Raw genomic sequence first — 17,715 nt, 5'->3', positions numbered from 1 at the left:
ACATGAAAGTGATAGAAACCGGACTACCGGATGTCTTGCTGCTGGAGCCCAGGGTTTTCGGTGATGACCGCGGCTTTTTTTATGAAAGCTTCAATGCCAAAACCTTTGCTGAGCTGACTGGTGTCACCACGGCTTTTGTGCAGGACAATCACTCCAAGTCGGCAAAGAATGTCTTGCGCGGCTTGCATTACCAGATACAGCAAAGCCAGGGCAAGCTGGTGCGCGTCACTGCGGGTGAAGTGTTTGATGTCGTCGTTGATTTGCGCAAGTCCTCCCCCAGTTTTGGTAAGGCCACGGCAGAAATTCTGTCGGCAGAAAACAAGCGACAGTTATGGATACCGCCAGGCTTTGCCCACGGCTTTCTGGTCCTGAGCGAGAGTGCAGAATTCTTGTACAAGACCACTGATTACTGGGCACCTGAACATGAACGTTGCCTGTTATGGAATGACCCTGCGCTGGGCATAGACTGGCCTTTGACAGATGCACCCTTGCTGTCAGCAAAAGACGCCTTGGGCAAACCCCTGGCCCAGGCTGAGGTCTTTGCATGAGGATATTATTGACAGGCACGAGTGGGCAACTGGGTCATGCCCTCCTGCCACACTTATCACGCTTGCCTGCAACTGCCATCATCCATGCGCCGCAAAGAGCAGAACTGGATTTGAGCAACGCCGCGCAATTGCGACTGTGCATCACTGACTTCAAGCCGGACCTGATCATCAATCCGGCGGCTTATACCGCGGTAGATCTCGCAGAGAATGAAGCAGACAAGGCCCATGCCATCAATGTGACAGCACCCGCCATCATGGCAGAAGAAGCACGCAAGCTGGGTGCGGGCCTCATCCATTATTCGACAGATTATGTGTATGCCGGAGACAAGGCAGATGCAGCAGGTAACTGGCAGGCTTATGCAGAAACTGATGCGACGGGTCCCTTGAATGTATATGGCAAAACCAAGCTGGCTGGCGAACAAGCCATCATCGCCAGCGGCTGCCAGCACCTGATCTTGCGCACCAGCTGGGTGTACTCAAACTTTGGCAAGAATTTTTTCCTGACCATGCTGAAACTGGCGCGTGAACGCGATCAATTGCGCGTCGTCAACGACCAGTGGGGCACCCCCAATTCGGCTGACTGGCTGGCTGCTGCTACTTGCGAGATACTGGCACAATTGCAGCGATCGAAAGACGCGGTGAGCTGGTGGCAGCAATTTGGTGGTGTGTATCACCTCAGTGCCACAGGCGCGACCAACTGGTTTGAATTTGCCGCCGCCATCATAGAACTGGCAGACCAGCAAAACAAACTGGGCAAGGCTGCGCCGCAGATCAGTGGCATACCAGCCAGTGAATATCCTGTGCCTGCGCGTCGCCCGCATAACTCTTTATTGAGCACAGAAAAATTGCAGGCTGCATTTGGATTGTCCATACCAGACTGGCGCAGCACCCTGGACGCCTGCATGCAAAGTGTGCAGGCTCCTGCTTCTGCACCACTACACTCAACAACTCAAGCTCAAGGTCAGGCCAAGTGAAACTGCAAATGATACCTATGCGCGTGCTCGGTGATGAGCGCGGCAGCCTAGTCGCCGTCGAGGCCAACCAGGACATCCCTTTTCCTATCGCCAGGGTCTACTATATTTTTGGTACGCTGGAAGGTGTTGAGCGCGGCTTTCATGCCCACAAGACCTTGCAGCAAGTGGCCGTTGCCGTACGCGGCTCCTGCACCATGGTGTTTGATGATGGCAAAGAGCGCGTAGAACTCGAACTTGATTCCCCGGCCAAAGGTGTTTATATCGGTACGCGCATCTGGCATGAAATGAAAAATTTCACAGAAGATTGCGTCTTGCTGGTGTTTGCTGACCAGCACTATGACGAGGCAGATTATTTGCGCAAGTATGATGAGTTTTTGAAGTTCTTAGAAACGACCTGAATTTGTAATTCACAAAAAACCTCTCACCACAGAGGCACAGAGACACAGAGAAATTCACAAGAGAAAATCTCTATGAGTTCACTCAGTAGTCTTCATTCTTTAGACGAATGGATAACATGAAATCTTTACCTTATCTGGAACTCAAGCCTCAGCATCAGGATTTGCGTGCAGAGTTGAATCAGGCTTTTAATGATGTGCTTGATAGCGGCTGGTTTATCCAGGGCAAGCAGCTGGAAGCCTTTGAAGCTGAATATGCTACTTACTGTGGCAGCCAGTATTGCGTTGGTGTTGGCAATGGCATGGATGCGCTGCATCTGATCTTGCGTGCCTATGGCATAGGCGAAGGTGATGAAGTCATTGTGCCTTCGAATACCTATATCGCCAGCTGGCTGGCGGTGTCGTATGCGGGTGCCACGCCAGTGGCGGTGGAGCCGGACCTGGCTACCTACAATATCGATCCTGCAAAAATCGCGGCGGCCATTACTCCAAAAACCAAGGCCATCATGGTCGTGCATCTGTATGGGCAGTTGGCAGATATGGACCCGATTATCGCCATCGCCCGCGAACATGGTTTGAAAGTCATAGAAGATGCGGCGCAATCGCATGGCGCGACATATAAAGGGCGTGTCTCTGGTGGCCTGGGTGATGCTGCTGCTCATAGTTTTTATCCGGGCAAGAACCTCGGTGCGCTGGGCGATGCGGGTGGTGTCACCACCAATGATGCAGAGCTGGCCAAGCAATTAAAAGTCTTGCGCAACTATGGTTCGCAAATCAAATACCATAATGAAGTCAAGGGCTATAACTCGCGCCTTGATGAATTGCAGGCAGCTTTGCTGCGGGTAAAACTGCACAGGCTTGATGGCTGGAATGTACAGCGTCGCGCGCTGGCGCAGCAATATCAGGAAGGCTTGAAAGACTTGCCTGGCCTGGTGATACCCTTTGTGCCTGAGTGGTCTGAGCCAGTCTGGCATATCTATGCCGTGCGTCATGCCAAACGTGATGCCCTGCAAAAACACTTACAGGATGCTGGCATAGGCAGCCTGGTGCACTACCCTATCCCGCCGCATCTGCAACCGGCTTATGCTGAATTGCAACTGCGTGTGGGCAGTTTCCCACTGTCTGAGCAAATCCATGCAGAAGAACTGAGCCTGCCGCTAGACCCATATCTTGCACCGGAAGATGTCAGCCGCGTCATCGCCGCCGTGCGCGATTTTGTCCTGCAAGCTGAGTCGGCTACCTCAGTTACCAGATAATGACACTGGTACGTACCAGCCTCTTGAATGCGATTGCCGTCATGGTCAGAATGCTGACCATGCTGGGCCTGAACAAATTGCTGGCCGTGTATGTGGGGCCGGGCGGCTATGCCGTCATCGGCCAGTTCCAGAATGCCGTGACCATGATTTTATCCTTTGCCAGCGGGGCGATTTCGACTGGCGTCACGAAGTACACCGCCGAACATGGCGATGATGAAACCGCCCAGCACAAGGTCTGGGCCAGTGCTGCGCGTATCTCGCTGTATTGTTCACTGGCCACCTCTGCCGTGATTGCGGTATTTCACCAGCAACTGGCGGTATTGCTCTTAAAAAATGCGCAGTATGGCAGCGTGTTTTTATGGCTGGCCGCCAGCCTGGTGCTGTTTGTCTTGAATACGCTGTTGCTGGCGATTTTGAATGGCAAGAAAGCAGTGGCGGCCTATGTAGGCGCCAATATCGCCACCAGCATAGTCACCCTGCTGGCAACCTGGTGGCTGGCCAGTGTCTGGGGTCTGTATGGTGCTCTGGTGGCGCTGGCAGTGAACCAGTCTTTCGTCGCCATCATTACTCTCGTCCTCTGCTTGCGCAGCAAGTGGTTCAGCCTGGGCATGCTGTTTGCAAAGGCTGACAGGGACATGCTGCGCAAGCTCGGCGCCTATGCCTTGATGGCCATCGTCACGGCCACCGTGGTGCCACTGAGCCAGATGCTGATACGCAACCAGCTGGTGCAGGATTTTGGCTGGCAGCAGGCCGGTTACTGGCAGGCAGTGACACGCATCAGTGATATTTATCTCATGCTTATCACGACCACGCTAACGGTGTATTACCTGCCGCGCCTGGCAGAAATCAAGGCTGCAGCAGAATTAAAAAAAGAAATCGCCCGCGTGTATCGCTTCGTTTTGCCATTGACAGCACTGGGTGCAGTCATGGTCTATCTTTTGCGTGACCTCATGCTGTGGCTGGTGTTCACTGAAGAATTTCGCCCCATGTTGCAGCTACTGGCCTGGCAACTGGTGGGCGACTTTATCAAGATAGGTAGCTGGGTGCTGGGCTTTGTCATGCTGGGCCGGGCGCTGACGACGCCTTATGTGATTACCGAGATTGTCTTCAGCCTGTCGCTGGTGGCCCTGACTTATCTGCTGACCCCGGCATTTGGCTTGCAGGGTGCAGTCATTGCTTTTTGCATTAACTATGTATTGTATTGGGCATGTATCGCCTGGATTTTGAAAAAATATGCCTACCGTTGAACACCAACTCAAGCTCGCCAACTTTATCCAGGATTGCACAGACCGTGTGCTGGCGGCTGACGGGCTGGATACCTGCGTGCGGCGCGCCTGTGCCCTTGGTGAGCTGTTGTGGAAAAACGATCTGGGCCAGTATGCCCTGCCGGAACTGGAACTGGCGCTGCTGCAACGTTACCAGCATCTCTTCAAGGCTCCGGCCCAAGAAGAATTCAAGGCGACTTATCTGCATGTGCTGAGCCAGGCATATACCAGCAGCGGCCATACTCGAGTGGTTGAGCATTTGATCGCCAGCCAGGCTTTGCAGGACTCTGCCGTACTGGTGACAGAAAAAGCACCGCCAGAAACCTGGGCGAAACTCAGCACGCCCAGCCAGCCCTGCATCTGCCTGCCCCGTTTCAGCAACAGACAGGAAAAGATACAGGCATTATTGAATCACTTTGCCCGCTACAAAATAGTCGTGCTGCATATACACCCGTATGACATGGAAGCGGTCATCGCTGCTGGCATGGCCAGGCAATTCTGCGGCACCCGGATTTATATGTATAACCATGCTGACCATGTATTCTCTTATGGTCATGGCATGGCCGATGTGGTGCTGGAACTCAGTTATTACGGCTGGGAACTCAGCAAGCTGCGTGGTAGTCACGATAAATGCGTGTTCGCTGGCATCCCATTGAAGTTGCCAGACAGCACAGTAACGCGGTCTGAAAACACCACAGGCCATATCGCCAGTGCTGGTTCGGCCTACAAGTTCAAACCCGGCGGTGCCTATTCCTTCCCTGATTTTGCCGTACGCCTGCAAGCCAGGACAGGGCGCAAACTCATGCTGATAGGCCCCAACCTGAAAACCAACTGGTGGTGGTGGAAACCTGCGCGGCAAATGGGTGCGCAAGTAATATTCCATCAGCGCATGGCGTATCAGGACTATCTGGTCTGCATGCGCGATGCCAGTGTCTATGTCGACAGCTTCCCGCTGACGGGTGGCACGGCCTTCCCGGAAATGGCCGTCAAGGGCTTGCCCTGCTTTGGCATTTTGACTGGCGCACACGGTTATTCACCGGCAGACCAGCTCAAATCTGCCAGCCAGGAAAGCTTGCTTGATGACATGGATCATTATCTGCGACAGCAGCAGCGCCCTGGTATAGACCAGCTTGCGATACTGCAAAAGATCAGGGAAGTACATGGTATAGAACAGGTGGCAGGACGCATCAGCCAGGCTGAAATGCTGAATTCACAAGAAAAACAACCCCCGTGGCTTAATCCGGCACCTATAAACTGCGATTTCTATGAGAAAATCTGGTACACAAGGAAATTATTCACGCCGCCCATCCATAATTTGCCAGACTGGAAATTGGGCGTATTATTTTTAAAGTATTGGATACAGAGTCGGCAGCTTGGTCACAAGACTTAATGCAGCATCACTTAGCTAAATATGATACATGTCGCAATCGTCAGTCACGGCCATGAAAACCTGCTTATCGCAAGCGGCATGGGTGGCTTGCGCGATGCAGCAGCGGACATGCATGTGTGGATCAAGGATAACCATCCTTCCCCCGCACTGAAAGCCTATTGTCTGCAACATGGTATCTCCTACACCGACGACAAGCCCGGTCTGGGTTTTGGTGAAAACAATAATTACCTGTTTGACCTGATCAGTAACAGCGTCGGTTTTGCCGAGGGTGACAGCTTCATCGTCATGAACCCTGACATCACCATCAGTGCCGACACCATCACCACCCTGGTCGAGAATATGCGGCGCGATGCTTTTCCCGTTGCCACCATCAACCTCTACCGTGATGAGCAGCACTTGTATGTGGATGCGAATATACGCCGCTTCCCGAATGTGATTTCCTTATTGCGCATGGTCGCCGTGCGTTCCCTGTCCGAGCCTTATGACAAGCAAAGCATGACCGATGCCTGCCATGTGGACTGGGCCTCGGGCGCCTTCCTGGCCTTTGATGCACGCCACTACAGGGCGCTGCAAGGTTTTGATACCCGCTATTTCATGTATTTTGAAGATGTGGATATCTGTTACCGCTCGCGCCAGTTATTGGGCAAGGGTGTGCGCTTTTATCCGCAATTGCATGCCACCCATACCGCAGCCCACAAGAACCGCAACCTGGTATCACGCCATGCCAGCTGGTTTTTCCGCAGCTTTTTGAAATTTCTGTCGCGTCGCTATTTTGTCTATGACAGGCGGTCCAACCTGTCGGCCCCTAAATAAAGTATGAAGCAAGTAATCCTGTTGACCGGTGCCAGCGGCTTTGTCGGCCAGGCTCTTGCCCGCGCCTGCCTGGCTGCTGATGCCAGCCTGGTTTGCCCAACTCGCCGTCCTCTGAACTGGCAGGCCACAGAAATGCGCAATCCCCTGATTGGCGACATGAGCGCCGACACTGACTGGTCAGCACATCTGCAAGGCGTGGACATCGTCATCCATAGCGCAGCGCGGGTACATGTCATGCAAGAGACAGCGAATGATCCACTGGCACAATTCCGTGCCGTGAATGTTGCTGCAAGCCTGCAACTGGCACGCCAGTCTGCCGCTGCCGGGGTCAAACAATTTATCTACCTGAGTTCAGTCAAGGTGAATGGTGAGGCCACCACGGCAGGTCAACCGTTCACTGCCGACGATGCGCCCATGCCGCAAGATGCCTATGGCATTTCCAAGCAGGAAGCCGAGCAGGCCTTGCTGCAACTGGCAAGCGAAACTGGCATGGCCGTCACCATCATACGTCCACCTCTGGTTTACGGACCTGGCGTCAAGGCCAATTTCCTGAGCATGTTGCGTGGCATACGCCGTGGCCTGCCTTTGCCGCTGGGCAGTATCCATAACCAGCGCAGCCTGGTGTATCTGGGTAACCTGGTTGATCTCATCCTGCATTGCCGTTTGCATCCTGCTGCCCGCAACCAGATTTTCCTGGCATCGGACGGCAGGGATTTGTCGACGACAGAACTATTTCGCCTGTGCGCGCAAGCCTTGCAGGTGAAATCCAGGCTGTTTCCTTTTCCGGCCAGCTTGTTGACACTCGCCGCCAGCATGCTGGGCAAGAAAAGTGTCGCCGGGCGCTTATGCCAGTCATTGCAAGTCGATATCAGCAAGACCAGGAAACTGCTTGCCTGGTCGCCACCCCATACCGTAGAACAAGGCTTGCAGGCCACTGCAGCAGCACTACCCTCTGAATGAATATGTGATTATGTTAAAGCGTCTTTTCGATCTCCTACTTGCCCTGACAGCCAGCCTGTTTTTGATCATCCCCCTGATCATCGTCGCCATCTGCGTCAAGCTGACTTCCCGCGGCCCCATCGTCTACTGGTCAGACCGGGTCGGGCGCAATAATGTCATCTTCAAGATGCCCAAGTTTCGCAGCATGCTCATCGATACACCGGCAGTTGCCACGCATCTGCTGACGAATCCCGATCAATACCTGACACCCATCGGTTCTTTCCTGCGCAAATCCAGCCTCGATGAATTGCCGCAATTGTGGAGCATACTCAATGGCGACATGAGTTTTGTCGGCCCCCGCCCGGCCCTGTACAATCAGGATGATCTGATTGCCCTGCGCACAGAAAAGCAAGTACATACTATCCCGCCTGGCCTGACTGGCTGGGCACAAATCAATGGCAGGGATGAATTGCCTATCCCGGTCAAAGTCGACCTGGATGCGTATTACCTGCAGCATCAGTCTTTCATGCTGGATATCCGCATCCTGTTCCTGACCTTTTACAAGGTGGTGCGTCGTGATGGTGTTACCCATTAAAAGGATGAAACTATCATGATGCAATCCTTGCTGAATCTGCCGCGGCTGCAAAAACAGGTAGTCGCTGCCCTGGCAGATGCGCTCTTCCTGCCGCTGACTTTTATCCTGGCGATATGGTTGCGCTATGAGGCCTTTAATGCCGGCCTGTTCAATCATTACTTCTGGCTCATCATTTCAGTCCCTTTGATTGCCATACCAGTATTTATACGCATAGGTTTGTACCGCGCCGTCATCCGTTTCATCGACCAGAAAATCATCAGCGTGGTCATGATAGGGGTCAGTCTGTCTGTACTCTTCCTGGCTTTTGTAGCTGTCATGCTGCACATCACGCCACTGTCGCGTGCCGTGTTTGGTTTCTTTTGGGCAGGTTCCATCCTGTATGTCGGTGCCAGCCGCTTTTTGGCCAGGGCCTGGCTGCTGCAAGCCGATATGACAGAAAACGCCAGCCGCATCGCCATCTATGGCGCAGGCAAAGCCGGTGCGCAACTGGCAACGGCCCTGCGTGCCGGAGGCGAATATGTCTGTGTAGCCTTCATCGACGACAGCAAATCAGTACAAGGCTCGACCATAGGCGGCGTCAAAGTATTCGCGCCTGAGCAATTGAAAGAACTGGCCGAACGCCACGACATACGCGAAATTTTGCTGGCCATGCCCAGCATTAGCAAGACGCGGCAAAAGCAGGTGCTCGACCAGCTAGAACCGTTGAAACTGAAAATCAAGGTCACGCCATCGATACAAAGCCTGGTGAATGGCGAACTGCGTTTGCAGGATATACGCGAAGTAGAGATAGAAGATTTGCTGGGCCGCGATCAGGTTGAGCCCGATGCCCGCCTGCTGAGTATCTGCATCACTGGCAAGCGCGTCATGGTGACGGGTGCTGGTGGCTCCATAGGTTCTGAATTATGCCGCCAGATATTGCGCCAGCGCCCGGCCAAACTGGTCTTGCTGGAAATGTCGGAATACGCCCTGTATGCAATCGAACAGGAACTGACTGGCCTGCGCCAGCAACTGAAGCTGGATGTGGAGATTTTACCCTTCCTGGGTTCCATACTCGACAGCGCCAAGCTCGACCGCATCTTCACCACCTGTGAAGTTGAAACCCTGTACCATGCTGCGGCCTACAAGCATGTACCACTGGTAGAACATAACCCGGCTGAAGGCATACGCAATAATGTGTTTGGCACCCTGTCCGTCGCACAGGCGGCGATGGCGGCAAAGGTCAAGAATTTTGTGCTGATTTCTACTGACAAGGCGGTGCGTCCGACCAATGTCATGGGCGCCACCAAACGCCTGGCCGAACTGATCTTGCAAGCCTGTTCACGCCGCCAGCAGCATACGCGTTTTTGCATGGTGCGCTTTGGCAATGTACTGGGGTCATCCGGCTCTGTCGTCCCCTTGTTCCGCAAGCAGATCATGGCAGGTGGGCCCATCACCCTGACCCATCCAGAGATCACCCGCTATTTCATGACCATCCCTGAAGCTGCGCAACTGGTCTTGCAGGCCGGTGCCATGGGCGAAGGTGGCGATGTGTTTGTGCTCGACATGGGTGAGCCTGTGCGCATCATCGATCTGGCTCGCCGCATGGTGCACCTGAGTGGGCTGGAAGTGAAGAGTGAAAGCACGCCAGACGGCACCATAGAAATCCAGCATGTGGGCCTGCGTCCGGGTGAAAAACTCTATGAAGAATTGCTGATAGGCGATAACGTCGAAGGTACGTCCCACCCGCTCATCATGCGCGCTCAGGAAAATGAGTTGCCATGGGATCAACTCAATGCCTTGTTGCAAGAATTAAATACTGCCTGCACCGCCTTTGATTATGCGCAAATCCGCGCCCTGCTGCTGCAAATAGTGGCAGAATATGAACCACAATGCGGTATTGAAGACCTGATCTGGCAAGCCCAGCAAGTTGGCGCTGAAGAGCAGAAAGCCACAGTGCTGCTCCACTGAATCTTTTTACTATAGAAAAATAATCATGTCCCTACTCTCCCCCAGCATATTCAAAGCCTACGATATCCGCGGCATCATCGACAAAACCCTGGATGCAGAAGTTGCCCACCTGATAGGCCAGGCCTTTGGTAGCGCCGCCATCGCCAAAGGTGAAAAAGCCGTGGTCATAGGCCGCGATGGCCGTTTGTCCGGCCCTGACCTCATCACGGCATTGGCCAAGGGTTTGCAATCGACTGGCGTTGATGTCATCGACCTGGGCGTGGTTGTCACCCCCATGGTCTACTTTGGTACCAATGTACTGGGTGCCACGTCCGGCATCATGGTCACAGGCAGCCACAACCCGCCTGACTACAATGGTTTCAAAATGGTGCTCGCTGGCGAAGCGATTTATGGCGATGCCATACAGGCGCTGTACCAGACCATATTGAATAAAGATTTCAAACAAGGCAGTGGCAACTACCGCACGCATGATATCAAGGCGACTTATCTTGAGCGCATCATCGGTGATGTCAAAGTCGCCCGCCCATTGAAAATTGCCGTCGATTGTGGCAATGGCGTGGCTGGTGCTTTTGCCGGTGAGTTGTATCGCGGCATGGGTTGTGAAGTCATAGAACTGTTTTGCGAAGTCGATGGCACGTTCCCCAACCACCATCCTGATCCAGCCCACCCGGAAAACCTGCAAGATTTGATACGCTGCCTGCAAACCACCGATGCAGAAATCGGCCTGGCATTTGATGGCGATGGCGACCGTCTTGGTGTCGTCACCAAGGATGGCCAGATCATTTACCCTGACCGCCAGCTCATGCTGTTTGCCGAAGACGTATTGACACGCAACCCCGGCGCGCAAATTTTGTATGACGTTAAATGCACACGCCATATCGCACCATGGGTAAAAGCCCGTGGCGGTATACCGCTGATGTGGAAAACCGGCCATTCCCTGGTCAAGGCCAAGCTGCGCGAAACCGGCTCGCCTCTCGGTGGTGAAATGAGCGGCCACGTCTTCTTCAAGGACCGCTGGTATGGTTTTGACGATGGCCTGTATGCTGGCGCACGCTTGCTGGAACTCGTCAGCCGCGTAGCCGACATGACAGCCACGCTGAACAACTTGCCACAATCGACTTCAACACCAGAGCTGCAATTGCAACTGGCCGAAGGCGAAAACTTCAAGATCATCGCGGCCATGCAGGCAAATGCCAGCTTCCCTGGCTCTGACGAAATCATCACCATCGATGGCCTGCGTGTGGAATACCCGGACGGCTTCGGCCTGGCCCGTTCATCCAATACCACTCCTGTGATTGTCATGCGCTTCGAAGCCGAAAACCCCGAAGCTCTGGCACGCATACAGGGCGCAATGAAGCAGGCTGTACTGGCTGTGAAGCCAGATGCGAAATTGCCGTATTAACTTCAAGACCGAAAAGATCACCACCGAGACACTGAGACACAGAGAAAAACAAGAGGAAATCTTTTAAGGTGAGAGTGCTTAGCAAAGCTCTTCACGCCTTTGGTTTTTCTCTGTGCCCCCTCTGTGTCTCTGTGCCTCTGTGGTGAGCATCTTGGTCTTCACCCGCATTTACTATCGTGAAAATTCTTCTTGTTCGTGTCTCGTCGCTGGGCGATGTTTTGCATAATATGCCCATCGTGGATGACTTGCGTCGCCAGTTTCCGCAGGCTCGCATAGACTGGGTGGTAGAAGAAGCCTATGTGCAGCTGGTGCGACTGAATCCTGGTGTAGACCAGGTCTTCCCCTTCGCCCTGCGCCGCTGGCGCAAGAGCCTGGGGCAGGCGGCAACGCGACAGGAGATCAGGAATTTCTTTCGCCAGTTAAGGCAGGAGCATTATGACCTGGTGCTTGATTCCCAGGGCTTGCTCAAAACCGGCATCATTATGGGTCTGGCAAAGACAGTCAAAGGCGGCAAGAAAGTTGGCCTGGCCAATGGTACTGAGGGCTCAGGCTATGAAGGCATTTCCAGAATCTTCCACGACATCAGCGTACCAGTAGACAAGCGCACCCACGCCGTCTTGCGCGGCCGCCTGGTTGCTGCCGCAGCTGGCGGCTATACAGTCAACACGCCCGCTAGCTTTGGCTTGCAGGCACCGAATATACCTGTCGATCAACGCACATGGTTACCGTCTACACCATATGCAGTGTTCTTCCATGGCACCGCAGGTGCAGCCAAGAAATGGTCGCGTGAGAATTGGCAGGCGATTGCCGCAGAATTAAAAAACTACGAATTACAGATACTGCTGCCCTGGGGCAGTTCTGCTGAAAAAGCTGAGGCAGAAGCCATGGCCGCCGTCATGCCAAACGCCAGCGTCTTGCCTGCACTCTCCATGCAGGCAGCAACTCTGCTGGCACAAAAGGCACGCCTTGCCATCGGTGTCGATACTGGCTTGACGCATATCGCTGCAGCTTACGAAACCCCGACCATAGAAATCTATTGCGCTTCACCGCGCTGGAAGACTGAGGGGAACTGGTCGGACAGGATTATTAATCTTGGGGATAATGGGGAGTCTGCGAGTGTTGACGAGGTTCGCGATGCGATTAGAGTTCTAATGAGAGCAACTGGCGCATAGCAATAACCTGACGGTTAAAAATAGTCAGTCTACTTAGTAACGTTACTCCAGCGTGCTTTTGGCTGGAATCCAGCGGGCTGGTGCTCCAGTGGCGTTCTTAGCACTTCAAATGGTGTATTAATTTCAGAATCGTGTACTTTAAGAACTAGTTTCCACAAATACCTGCCCACGTCGTTCACGATTGCCAGCCGGGGGTAGCCCGGCAGCTACTCACCTTTTTTGCTTCGCCAAAAAAGGTAAGCGAAAAAAGGCGACCGAGGCGTCGCTGCCCCTTCGGGGTCCCCTTTGCTGCAAGTCAAAAAATGGGAAAGTCCGAAAACTCGCTACGCTCAAACATCGGCCTTTCTTTTTCCATTTTCTGCCTCGCATCAAAGGCATCGACACATCGGAACTGCGAACTTCAAAAACAACAACACCCCCAACGTCAACACGATCCCTATTCATATTTTCAAGCCTATTATTCTCCAACCAAATGAAACTTGCTATTATGACCAACAAGTTTCATTGTCTGCACAACATGATTGTGTCAGTAGAGAAAACAAAGCTAAGGATAGATAAATGAAAGCCTCAAGAGCAATAGAAATACTGATCCGTCAACGTGATGAAATTGAGAGTATACGAGTTGATAATTCAAGTAGCCCGGCTTTTACAAAATGGCAGCGAGATACAGAGGTCGCAATACAAAAAATATTTGGCGATAAAAGTAGACACTTCAAAGACTTTTCGGATATTTCGTACAGCTTATTTTATTATACGGATGATACTACTGACTCTGATTTCTTTAGAGCATATATCGATGGATTAAGCAAAGCACGCGCAATCTTGTCATCTTTAATTGATGAAATTAAAGATTATGAACTCGAAGATGAAGAAGATATTTCGGCTCCAGATATCTTGTCACTGCTAGAACGAATTTGCCTTAAATTTCATACCGTTGCCCGACAACTCCGTGCTAGACATTCAGGAAGAAAAACTCTGGAAATTGAAGATGAGTATGATGTTCAAGATCTTTTGCACGCATTATTGAAATTGCATTTTGATGACATACGACCTGAAGAATGGACGCCGAGTTATGCTGGTGGCTCATCAAGAGTCGATTTTTTACTCAAACAAGAACGTGTAATCATAGAAGTCAAAAAGACTCGTCAATCTTTAAAGACACCTGACTTGGGTGCCGAATTACTCGTTGATATTGCTAGGTATCAACGTCATCCAGATTGTGGTTTGCTTGTCTGTTTCATCTATGATCCAGAGGGGAGAGTTGGAAATCCTGTTGGACTAGAAAAAGATCTCGAGGCACACAACGGAACATTAAAAGTGCGAGCAATAGTTGGCCCAAAGTTTTAATTTCCCTACTTAAATCAGCTTATTTTTTCGGCCAAAACCGATATAAAATGCAATAAAGAACCGCACCACCTATCGCTCCCCCAATTAATTCTCCAATAACGTATAAATTCAATTCTGCTTCAGAGTTTTTTAGTATTGCAGAGTAAGAAAATATCAATCCGAAAATTGCACCAAATAGAATTTGCTTTTTAAGACTTTGCTTTTCCATTGCAATTCCTTTTTCAATAGTGAATTTTCAAAGTAGATTCATTTGACATCTGTTGTACTTCTTATTTGAACTCGCGTTTTATGTGTAGCGTATTCAAAGTTTACTTCTACACTCATCAAACTTATTCAGTTGATGTCCTGTGGTGAGCTGTAAATTTCGGCATAGTTTGAGATTCGGGGTACTTATTAATTTCTTGCAATATGATATCTCTCAGAATTCGACGTATTATAAAGAAAGGGAACGGGGCATCTGAGTCAATCCCGTCAGTAAATGGCAAAATAACTTCCTTCAATGAAATATGCTTTCCGTTATGAACGAGATCATTGCGAAGTTTATATGATGATTTCGCCATCTTATAAAGAATATCAAGGTCACGCGGGATGAAATCTGACATTTTTTTTGTAGAATAATTATTTGGGGCAAGCCATTGTTGGCGTGACAAATCGATTCCATACAGCCATTCATCGTATTCGTCGTTCCAAAAATTTTCGGAGAGTGAATCAATTATGTATCTTGTGAATGTAGCCTGAAGTCGTAAGTGTCGGTCTCGCATGAGTTCATCTCGGAAGGCCTGAGCAACTATTGAATCCACTCCATTTTTTGAGAAAAAAGCGTCCCATTTATTAGCTACATCCCAATCACTCCAATCGCTAGGGGGATTACCAAATTTTCTTGATAGATGCTCAAGTGCAGAAATACACAACAAATACGCCGATCTTAAATCCTGTCCAAACAATTGCAATGCTGAATGGTGCAAACTAGATGCTGCACTAAGCGTTTCACAAATATCTTCTGGCATATCTTTAATTTTTGCGAAGAAACTTGTCAACATTGGTGCAATATTTTCTGGTATTGGACCATCAACGCTTCTATCTGCGGCAGACTGCATACTCATGAAAGTCACGCTATTTTCACCACTAACAGATGCGGGAAATGTAGTTGGAGATAAGATTCGTCTGTTAATTACGATCGACAAAATCGCGCCAAACTCTTTTGTAATTGCCTCATGCCTAAATATGTCGAACTCAGGACCGTTTACCTTATCTGGATAACAAACTAACGAAACAGTAAATGGATTTGAGTCACCAAGTCTAGTTGGGATAGCCTGTTTAGGCTCTATTCGAATCAATGCACCCTCGATATCTATAGGATGCATTCCCGGTATAAGTATTGGGAATGGCCGCTCGCAAAGATCGGTCGCTTTACATATAGCCATTTCTTGAAGCCAGTGATGTATGGTAATCATCTCAATGCCTCCGCGCAAAAAAAATCTGGTTATCGCTAACTTTAGTGAGTTTCACTACTCAATATTTATTAGCATTTTTACATACACTAAATCTCCAATTTGGCAAACGACTTCACCAAGTCATCCAGCGATTTCAACTGCGCCAGGAAAGGTTCCAGCTTGTCCAGCGGCAAGGCGCTGGGGCCATCGCACTTCGCTTGCGCCGGATCAGGGTGCGCTTCCAGGAACAGGCCAGCCAGACCTGTCGCCATACCTGCGCGGGCCAGTTCTACGATTTGTTCGCGGCGGCCGCCTGAGGCTGCTGCGCCAGCTTCGCGTTGTTGCAGGGCGTGGGTGACGTCGAAGATGACGGGCAGGTTGTTCGTCACTTTTTTCATGACGGCAAAACCGAGCATATCGACTACCAAATTATCGTAGCCAAAGCAGGTGCCACGGTCACAGAGTATCAGTTGGTCGTTGCCTGCTTCCCTGAATTTTTCGACGATGTTTTGTACTTGGGAAGGACTCAAAAATTGTGGCTTCTTGATGTTGATGACGCGACCGGTTTTGGCCAGCGCGACCACGAGGTCGGTCTGGCGTGCCAGAAAGGCAGGCAGTTGCAGGACATCGACTACTTCTGCCACTTGTGCGGCTTGCCATGGCTCATGCACGTCAGTAATCAGGGGTACGCCAAATTCTGCCTTGATGGCCTCGAATATCTTCAAGCCTTCTTCCAGACCGGGGCCGCGGTAAGAATGGATGGATGAACGGTTGGCCTTGTCAAAACTGGCTTTGAAAACATAGGGGATGCCCAGCTTGCTGGTGACGCGCACGTATTCTTCAGCAACACGCAAGGCCATGTCTTTGGATTCCAGCACATTCATGCCGCCGAACAGGACGAAGGGGCTTTGGTTGCTGGCTTGAATTTGTGGGGTGATGGCTACGGTAGTCAAGATGATTCCAGTTCTTAATAGTGTGTGCGGACTTATCGGTATTTTGGATATGCTGAATATGCTCAGGATACCCAGCGCAGGTAGTCTTGCCACTGCGGATCAAATTCGCTGTTGATATCAAACTCCAGCGAAGAAAAATTTTGTGCCAGTTTATGCGCCCTGGCCACGGCAGTTTCTGCATCGCTGACTTGCCAGTTCATGCTGCGCACATTGCCATGCAGGGTGATCTGGCTGGTGATGCCTTCCTGGGTTTGCGCGAGCAGGGTTTCCAGCTGGTCTTCAAATTCGCGTGCGATTTCCAGGTCTTCTTTGTTGTTCAACTCGACATCAACCTGCAAGCGCCACAGCATGTCGGCCCTGCCCACCAGGGCCATGGCGGATTCATTGCGTTGTACTACTAGTTTGTCGTCGGGGTCGGTATTGCTGACCAGCTCAAAGCCTGTCCATTCATAGTCGCCTGTCGGGAACAGGGCGGTATGCTTGAGTTCATCGCGCCAGAAGCTGTCCAGCACTGCCGGGAAGCTGGCCAGGCTGATAGTTTCCTGTGCTGACTCTTCTTCCATGAAGTCCACCGGGCCTATCTTGATGGCGAAATCGTATTCACCCAGGGCATGGTCAAGCAGGATGAAGGACATGTTCCTCGCATGGTCAACCATGTCTTGCGGTATCGGTTTGGCGAACCATAATTGCAAACCCACCCTGCCTGCGTCGGCATAATGACTGACCAGAATATCTGACGGGCTGAGGCTGAAATTGTCCATGGACATGCCAAACTCACCCATTTCGGTGCGCGCTCTGAAGGCAATGACATTGGGGAACATGGCCAGCTTGGGTGCTGTCTGCGTGAGCCTCATGACATCCTGAAAATGCTCGGTCGCGCCATGCGCCGTGATGATGAGGTCATATACGCCGTCTTCAGTCTTGCCTTGTAATTCAGCAGCCAGCTTGGGGAAATGGGGTTCCAGCAATGCATTGATGGCTTCCATGACATCGCGGATTTCCATTTGCTGTAATTGTGGCTGGGCATTTGCCAGTGCTTGCCAAAAGAGGTCTGTACTCATCTGTTCATGTCCATGATAGTGGAAGGCTCAACATGTCCTTGCATGTTGTTTAAGAGGCATAGGATATCATTTTATGGGGGTGATTTTGTATGGTGTTGCAGTGAAGGCAACTAGATTGCTATTTTAAGCAATCTGAAAGAACTGAAAATTACTAATGAGTCCCCTTAAAGAGCGAGGCTTAGGGTGGGGACGGCTTACTGTCGAATGCCCACTTATTAAATTTAC

17 protein-coding genes are annotated in these 17,715 nt (G+C 51.2%); 13 read left to right on the top strand and 4 right to left on the bottom strand.

Annotated features, from left to right (window positions below; all coding sequences use genetic code 11):
• Nucleotides 1-2 precede the first annotated feature (2 nt).
• The 13 genes from rfbC to DFR42_RS29250 all read left to right on the top strand — a co-directional run bounded on the left by rfbC (nt 3) and on the right by DFR42_RS29250 (nt 14,043).
• Nucleotides 3-548 (top strand): dTDP-4-dehydrorhamnose 3,5-epimerase, encoded by a 546-nt coding sequence (rfbC, locus tag DFR42_RS16345; RefSeq protein ID WP_110256080.1) that lies wholly within the window; start codon nt 3-5, stop codon nt 546-548.
• Entirely contained in the window at nt 545-1,522 is a 978-nt protein-coding gene (gene rfbD / locus DFR42_RS16340) for a dTDP-4-dehydrorhamnose reductase (protein WP_110256079.1), read from the top strand. Before rfbC ends, rfbD begins: the two co-directional genes overlap by 4 nt.
• Nucleotides 1,519-1,920 (top strand): sugar 3,4-ketoisomerase, encoded by a 402-nt coding sequence (locus DFR42_RS16335; protein WP_110256078.1) that lies wholly within the window; start codon nt 1,519-1,521, stop codon nt 1,918-1,920. The genes rfbD and DFR42_RS16335 overlap by 4 nt, the downstream gene beginning before the upstream one ends.
• A gap of 116 nt (nt 1,921-2,036) precedes the next feature.
• On the top strand, nt 2,037-3,173 hold the full coding sequence (locus DFR42_RS16330) for a DegT/DnrJ/EryC1/StrS family aminotransferase (protein WP_110256257.1): 1,137 nt from the start codon (nt 2,037-2,039) through the stop codon (nt 3,171-3,173).
• Nucleotides 3,173-4,420 (top strand): O-antigen translocase, encoded by a 1,248-nt coding sequence (locus DFR42_RS16325; RefSeq protein ID WP_110256077.1) that lies wholly within the window; start codon nt 3,173-3,175, stop codon nt 4,418-4,420. The genes DFR42_RS16330 and DFR42_RS16325 overlap by 1 nt, the downstream gene beginning before the upstream one ends.
• Entirely contained in the window at nt 4,407-5,828 is a 1,422-nt protein-coding gene (locus DFR42_RS16320) for a hypothetical protein (RefSeq protein WP_110256076.1), read from the top strand. The genes DFR42_RS16325 and DFR42_RS16320 overlap by 14 nt, the downstream gene beginning before the upstream one ends.
• A gap of 21 nt (nt 5,829-5,849) precedes the next feature.
• A complete protein-coding gene (locus DFR42_RS16315; RefSeq protein ID WP_110256075.1) occupies nt 5,850-6,641 on the top strand; it encodes a glycosyltransferase family protein in 792 nt (263 codons plus the stop codon).
• Between the two features lie 3 nt (nt 6,642-6,644).
• The gene (locus DFR42_RS16310) at nt 6,645-7,601 is read left to right on the top strand and encodes a UDP-glucose 4-epimerase family protein (RefSeq protein ID WP_110256074.1); all 957 of its coding nucleotides are present in this window, start codon (nt 6,645-6,647) and stop codon (nt 7,599-7,601) included.
• 10 nt (nt 7,602-7,611) lie between these two features.
• Entirely contained in the window at nt 7,612-8,175 is a 564-nt protein-coding gene (locus DFR42_RS16305; RefSeq protein ID WP_110256073.1) for a sugar transferase, read from the top strand.
• 18 nt (nt 8,176-8,193) lie between these two features.
• Entirely contained in the window at nt 8,194-10,122 is a 1,929-nt protein-coding gene (locus DFR42_RS16300) for a polysaccharide biosynthesis protein (protein WP_110256256.1), read from the top strand.
• Between the two features lie 25 nt (nt 10,123-10,147).
• Nucleotides 10,148-11,524 (top strand): phosphomannomutase/phosphoglucomutase, encoded by a 1,377-nt coding sequence (locus DFR42_RS16295; RefSeq protein WP_110256072.1) that lies wholly within the window; start codon nt 10,148-10,150, stop codon nt 11,522-11,524.
• A 176-nt stretch (nt 11,525-11,700) separates the two neighbouring features.
• Complete coding sequence (gene waaC / locus DFR42_RS16290; protein ID WP_110256071.1) at nt 11,701-12,696, top strand: lipopolysaccharide heptosyltransferase I; 996 nt, start codon at nt 11,701-11,703, stop codon at nt 12,694-12,696.
• A 558-nt stretch (nt 12,697-13,254) separates the two neighbouring features.
• Nucleotides 13,255-14,043 carry a PD-(D/E)XK nuclease domain-containing protein gene (locus DFR42_RS29250; RefSeq protein WP_170133554.1) on the top strand — a complete coding sequence of 263 codons (789 nt, stop codon included), beginning with the start codon at nt 13,255-13,257 and terminating at the stop codon, nt 14,041-14,043.
• A gap of 19 nt (nt 14,044-14,062) precedes the next feature.
• Here DFR42_RS29250 and DFR42_RS16275 read toward each other — a convergent pair whose 3' ends face one another.
• The 4 genes from DFR42_RS16275 to DFR42_RS16260 form a co-directional block, all read right to left on the bottom strand.
• Nucleotides 14,063-14,251 (bottom strand): hypothetical protein, encoded by a 189-nt coding sequence (locus DFR42_RS16275; protein ID WP_110256069.1) that lies wholly within the window; start codon nt 14,249-14,251, stop codon nt 14,063-14,065.
• Between the two features lie 121 nt (nt 14,252-14,372).
• Complete coding sequence (locus DFR42_RS16270; RefSeq protein ID WP_110256068.1) at nt 14,373-15,497, bottom strand: hypothetical protein; 1,125 nt, start codon at nt 15,495-15,497, stop codon at nt 14,373-14,375.
• Nucleotides 15,498-15,583: 86 nt separating this feature from the next.
• Nucleotides 15,584-16,429 (bottom strand): 3-deoxy-8-phosphooctulonate synthase, encoded by an 846-nt coding sequence (gene kdsA / locus DFR42_RS16265; protein ID WP_110256067.1) that lies wholly within the window; start codon nt 16,427-16,429, stop codon nt 15,584-15,586.
• Between the two features lie 62 nt (nt 16,430-16,491).
• Nucleotides 16,492-17,490, bottom strand: a complete 999-nt coding sequence (locus DFR42_RS16260) for a hypothetical protein (protein ID WP_110256066.1) — start codon at nt 17,488-17,490, stop codon at nt 16,492-16,494.
• Nucleotides 17,491-17,715: the final 225 nt, after the last annotated feature.

It is taken from the genome of Undibacterium pigrum, assembly GCF_003201815.1.
Lineage (GTDB): Bacteria > Pseudomonadota > Gammaproteobacteria > Burkholderiales > Burkholderiaceae_D > Undibacterium > Undibacterium pigrum.
The sequence above is the reverse complement of the archived record's forward strand: the minus strand, read 5'-3'. Positions and strand labels throughout refer to the sequence as shown.

Excerpts from the sequence above, each read along its gene's own strand:
- rfbC (WP_110256080.1), top strand. The coding sequence starts at position 3 with ATGAAAGTGATAGAAACCGGACTACCGGATGTCTTGCTGCTGGAGCCC.
- rfbD (WP_110256079.1), top strand. The coding sequence starts at position 545 with ATGAGGATATTATTGACAGGCACGAGTGGGCAACTGGGTCATGCCCTC.
- DFR42_RS16330 (WP_110256257.1), top strand. The coding sequence starts at position 2,037 with ATGAAATCTTTACCTTATCTGGAACTCAAGCCTCAGCATCAGGATTTG.
- DFR42_RS16325 (WP_110256077.1), top strand. The coding sequence starts at position 3,173 with ATGACACTGGTACGTACCAGCCTCTTGAATGCGATTGCCGTCATGGTC.
- DFR42_RS16320 (WP_110256076.1), top strand. The coding sequence starts at position 4,407 with ATGCCTACCGTTGAACACCAACTCAAGCTCGCCAACTTTATCCAGGAT.
- DFR42_RS16315 (WP_110256075.1), top strand. The coding sequence starts at position 5,850 with ATGATACATGTCGCAATCGTCAGTCACGGCCATGAAAACCTGCTTATC.
- DFR42_RS16310 (WP_110256074.1), top strand. The coding sequence starts at position 6,645 with ATGAAGCAAGTAATCCTGTTGACCGGTGCCAGCGGCTTTGTCGGCCAG.
- DFR42_RS16305 (WP_110256073.1), top strand. The coding sequence starts at position 7,612 with ATGTTAAAGCGTCTTTTCGATCTCCTACTTGCCCTGACAGCCAGCCTG.
- DFR42_RS16300 (WP_110256256.1), top strand. The coding sequence starts at position 8,194 with ATGCAATCCTTGCTGAATCTGCCGCGGCTGCAAAAACAGGTAGTCGCT.
- DFR42_RS16295 (WP_110256072.1), top strand. The coding sequence starts at position 10,148 with ATGTCCCTACTCTCCCCCAGCATATTCAAAGCCTACGATATCCGCGGC.
- DFR42_RS29250 (WP_170133554.1), top strand. The coding sequence starts at position 13,255 with ATGAAAGCCTCAAGAGCAATAGAAATACTGATCCGTCAACGTGATGAA.
- DFR42_RS16275 (WP_110256069.1), bottom strand. The coding sequence starts at position 14,251 with ATGGAAAAGCAAAGTCTTAAAAAGCAAATTCTATTTGGTGCAATTTTC.
- DFR42_RS16270 (WP_110256068.1), bottom strand. The coding sequence starts at position 15,497 with ATGATTACCATACATCACTGGCTTCAAGAAATGGCTATATGTAAAGCG.
- DFR42_RS16260 (WP_110256066.1), bottom strand. The coding sequence starts at position 17,490 with ATGAGTACAGACCTCTTTTGGCAAGCACTGGCAAATGCCCAGCCACAA.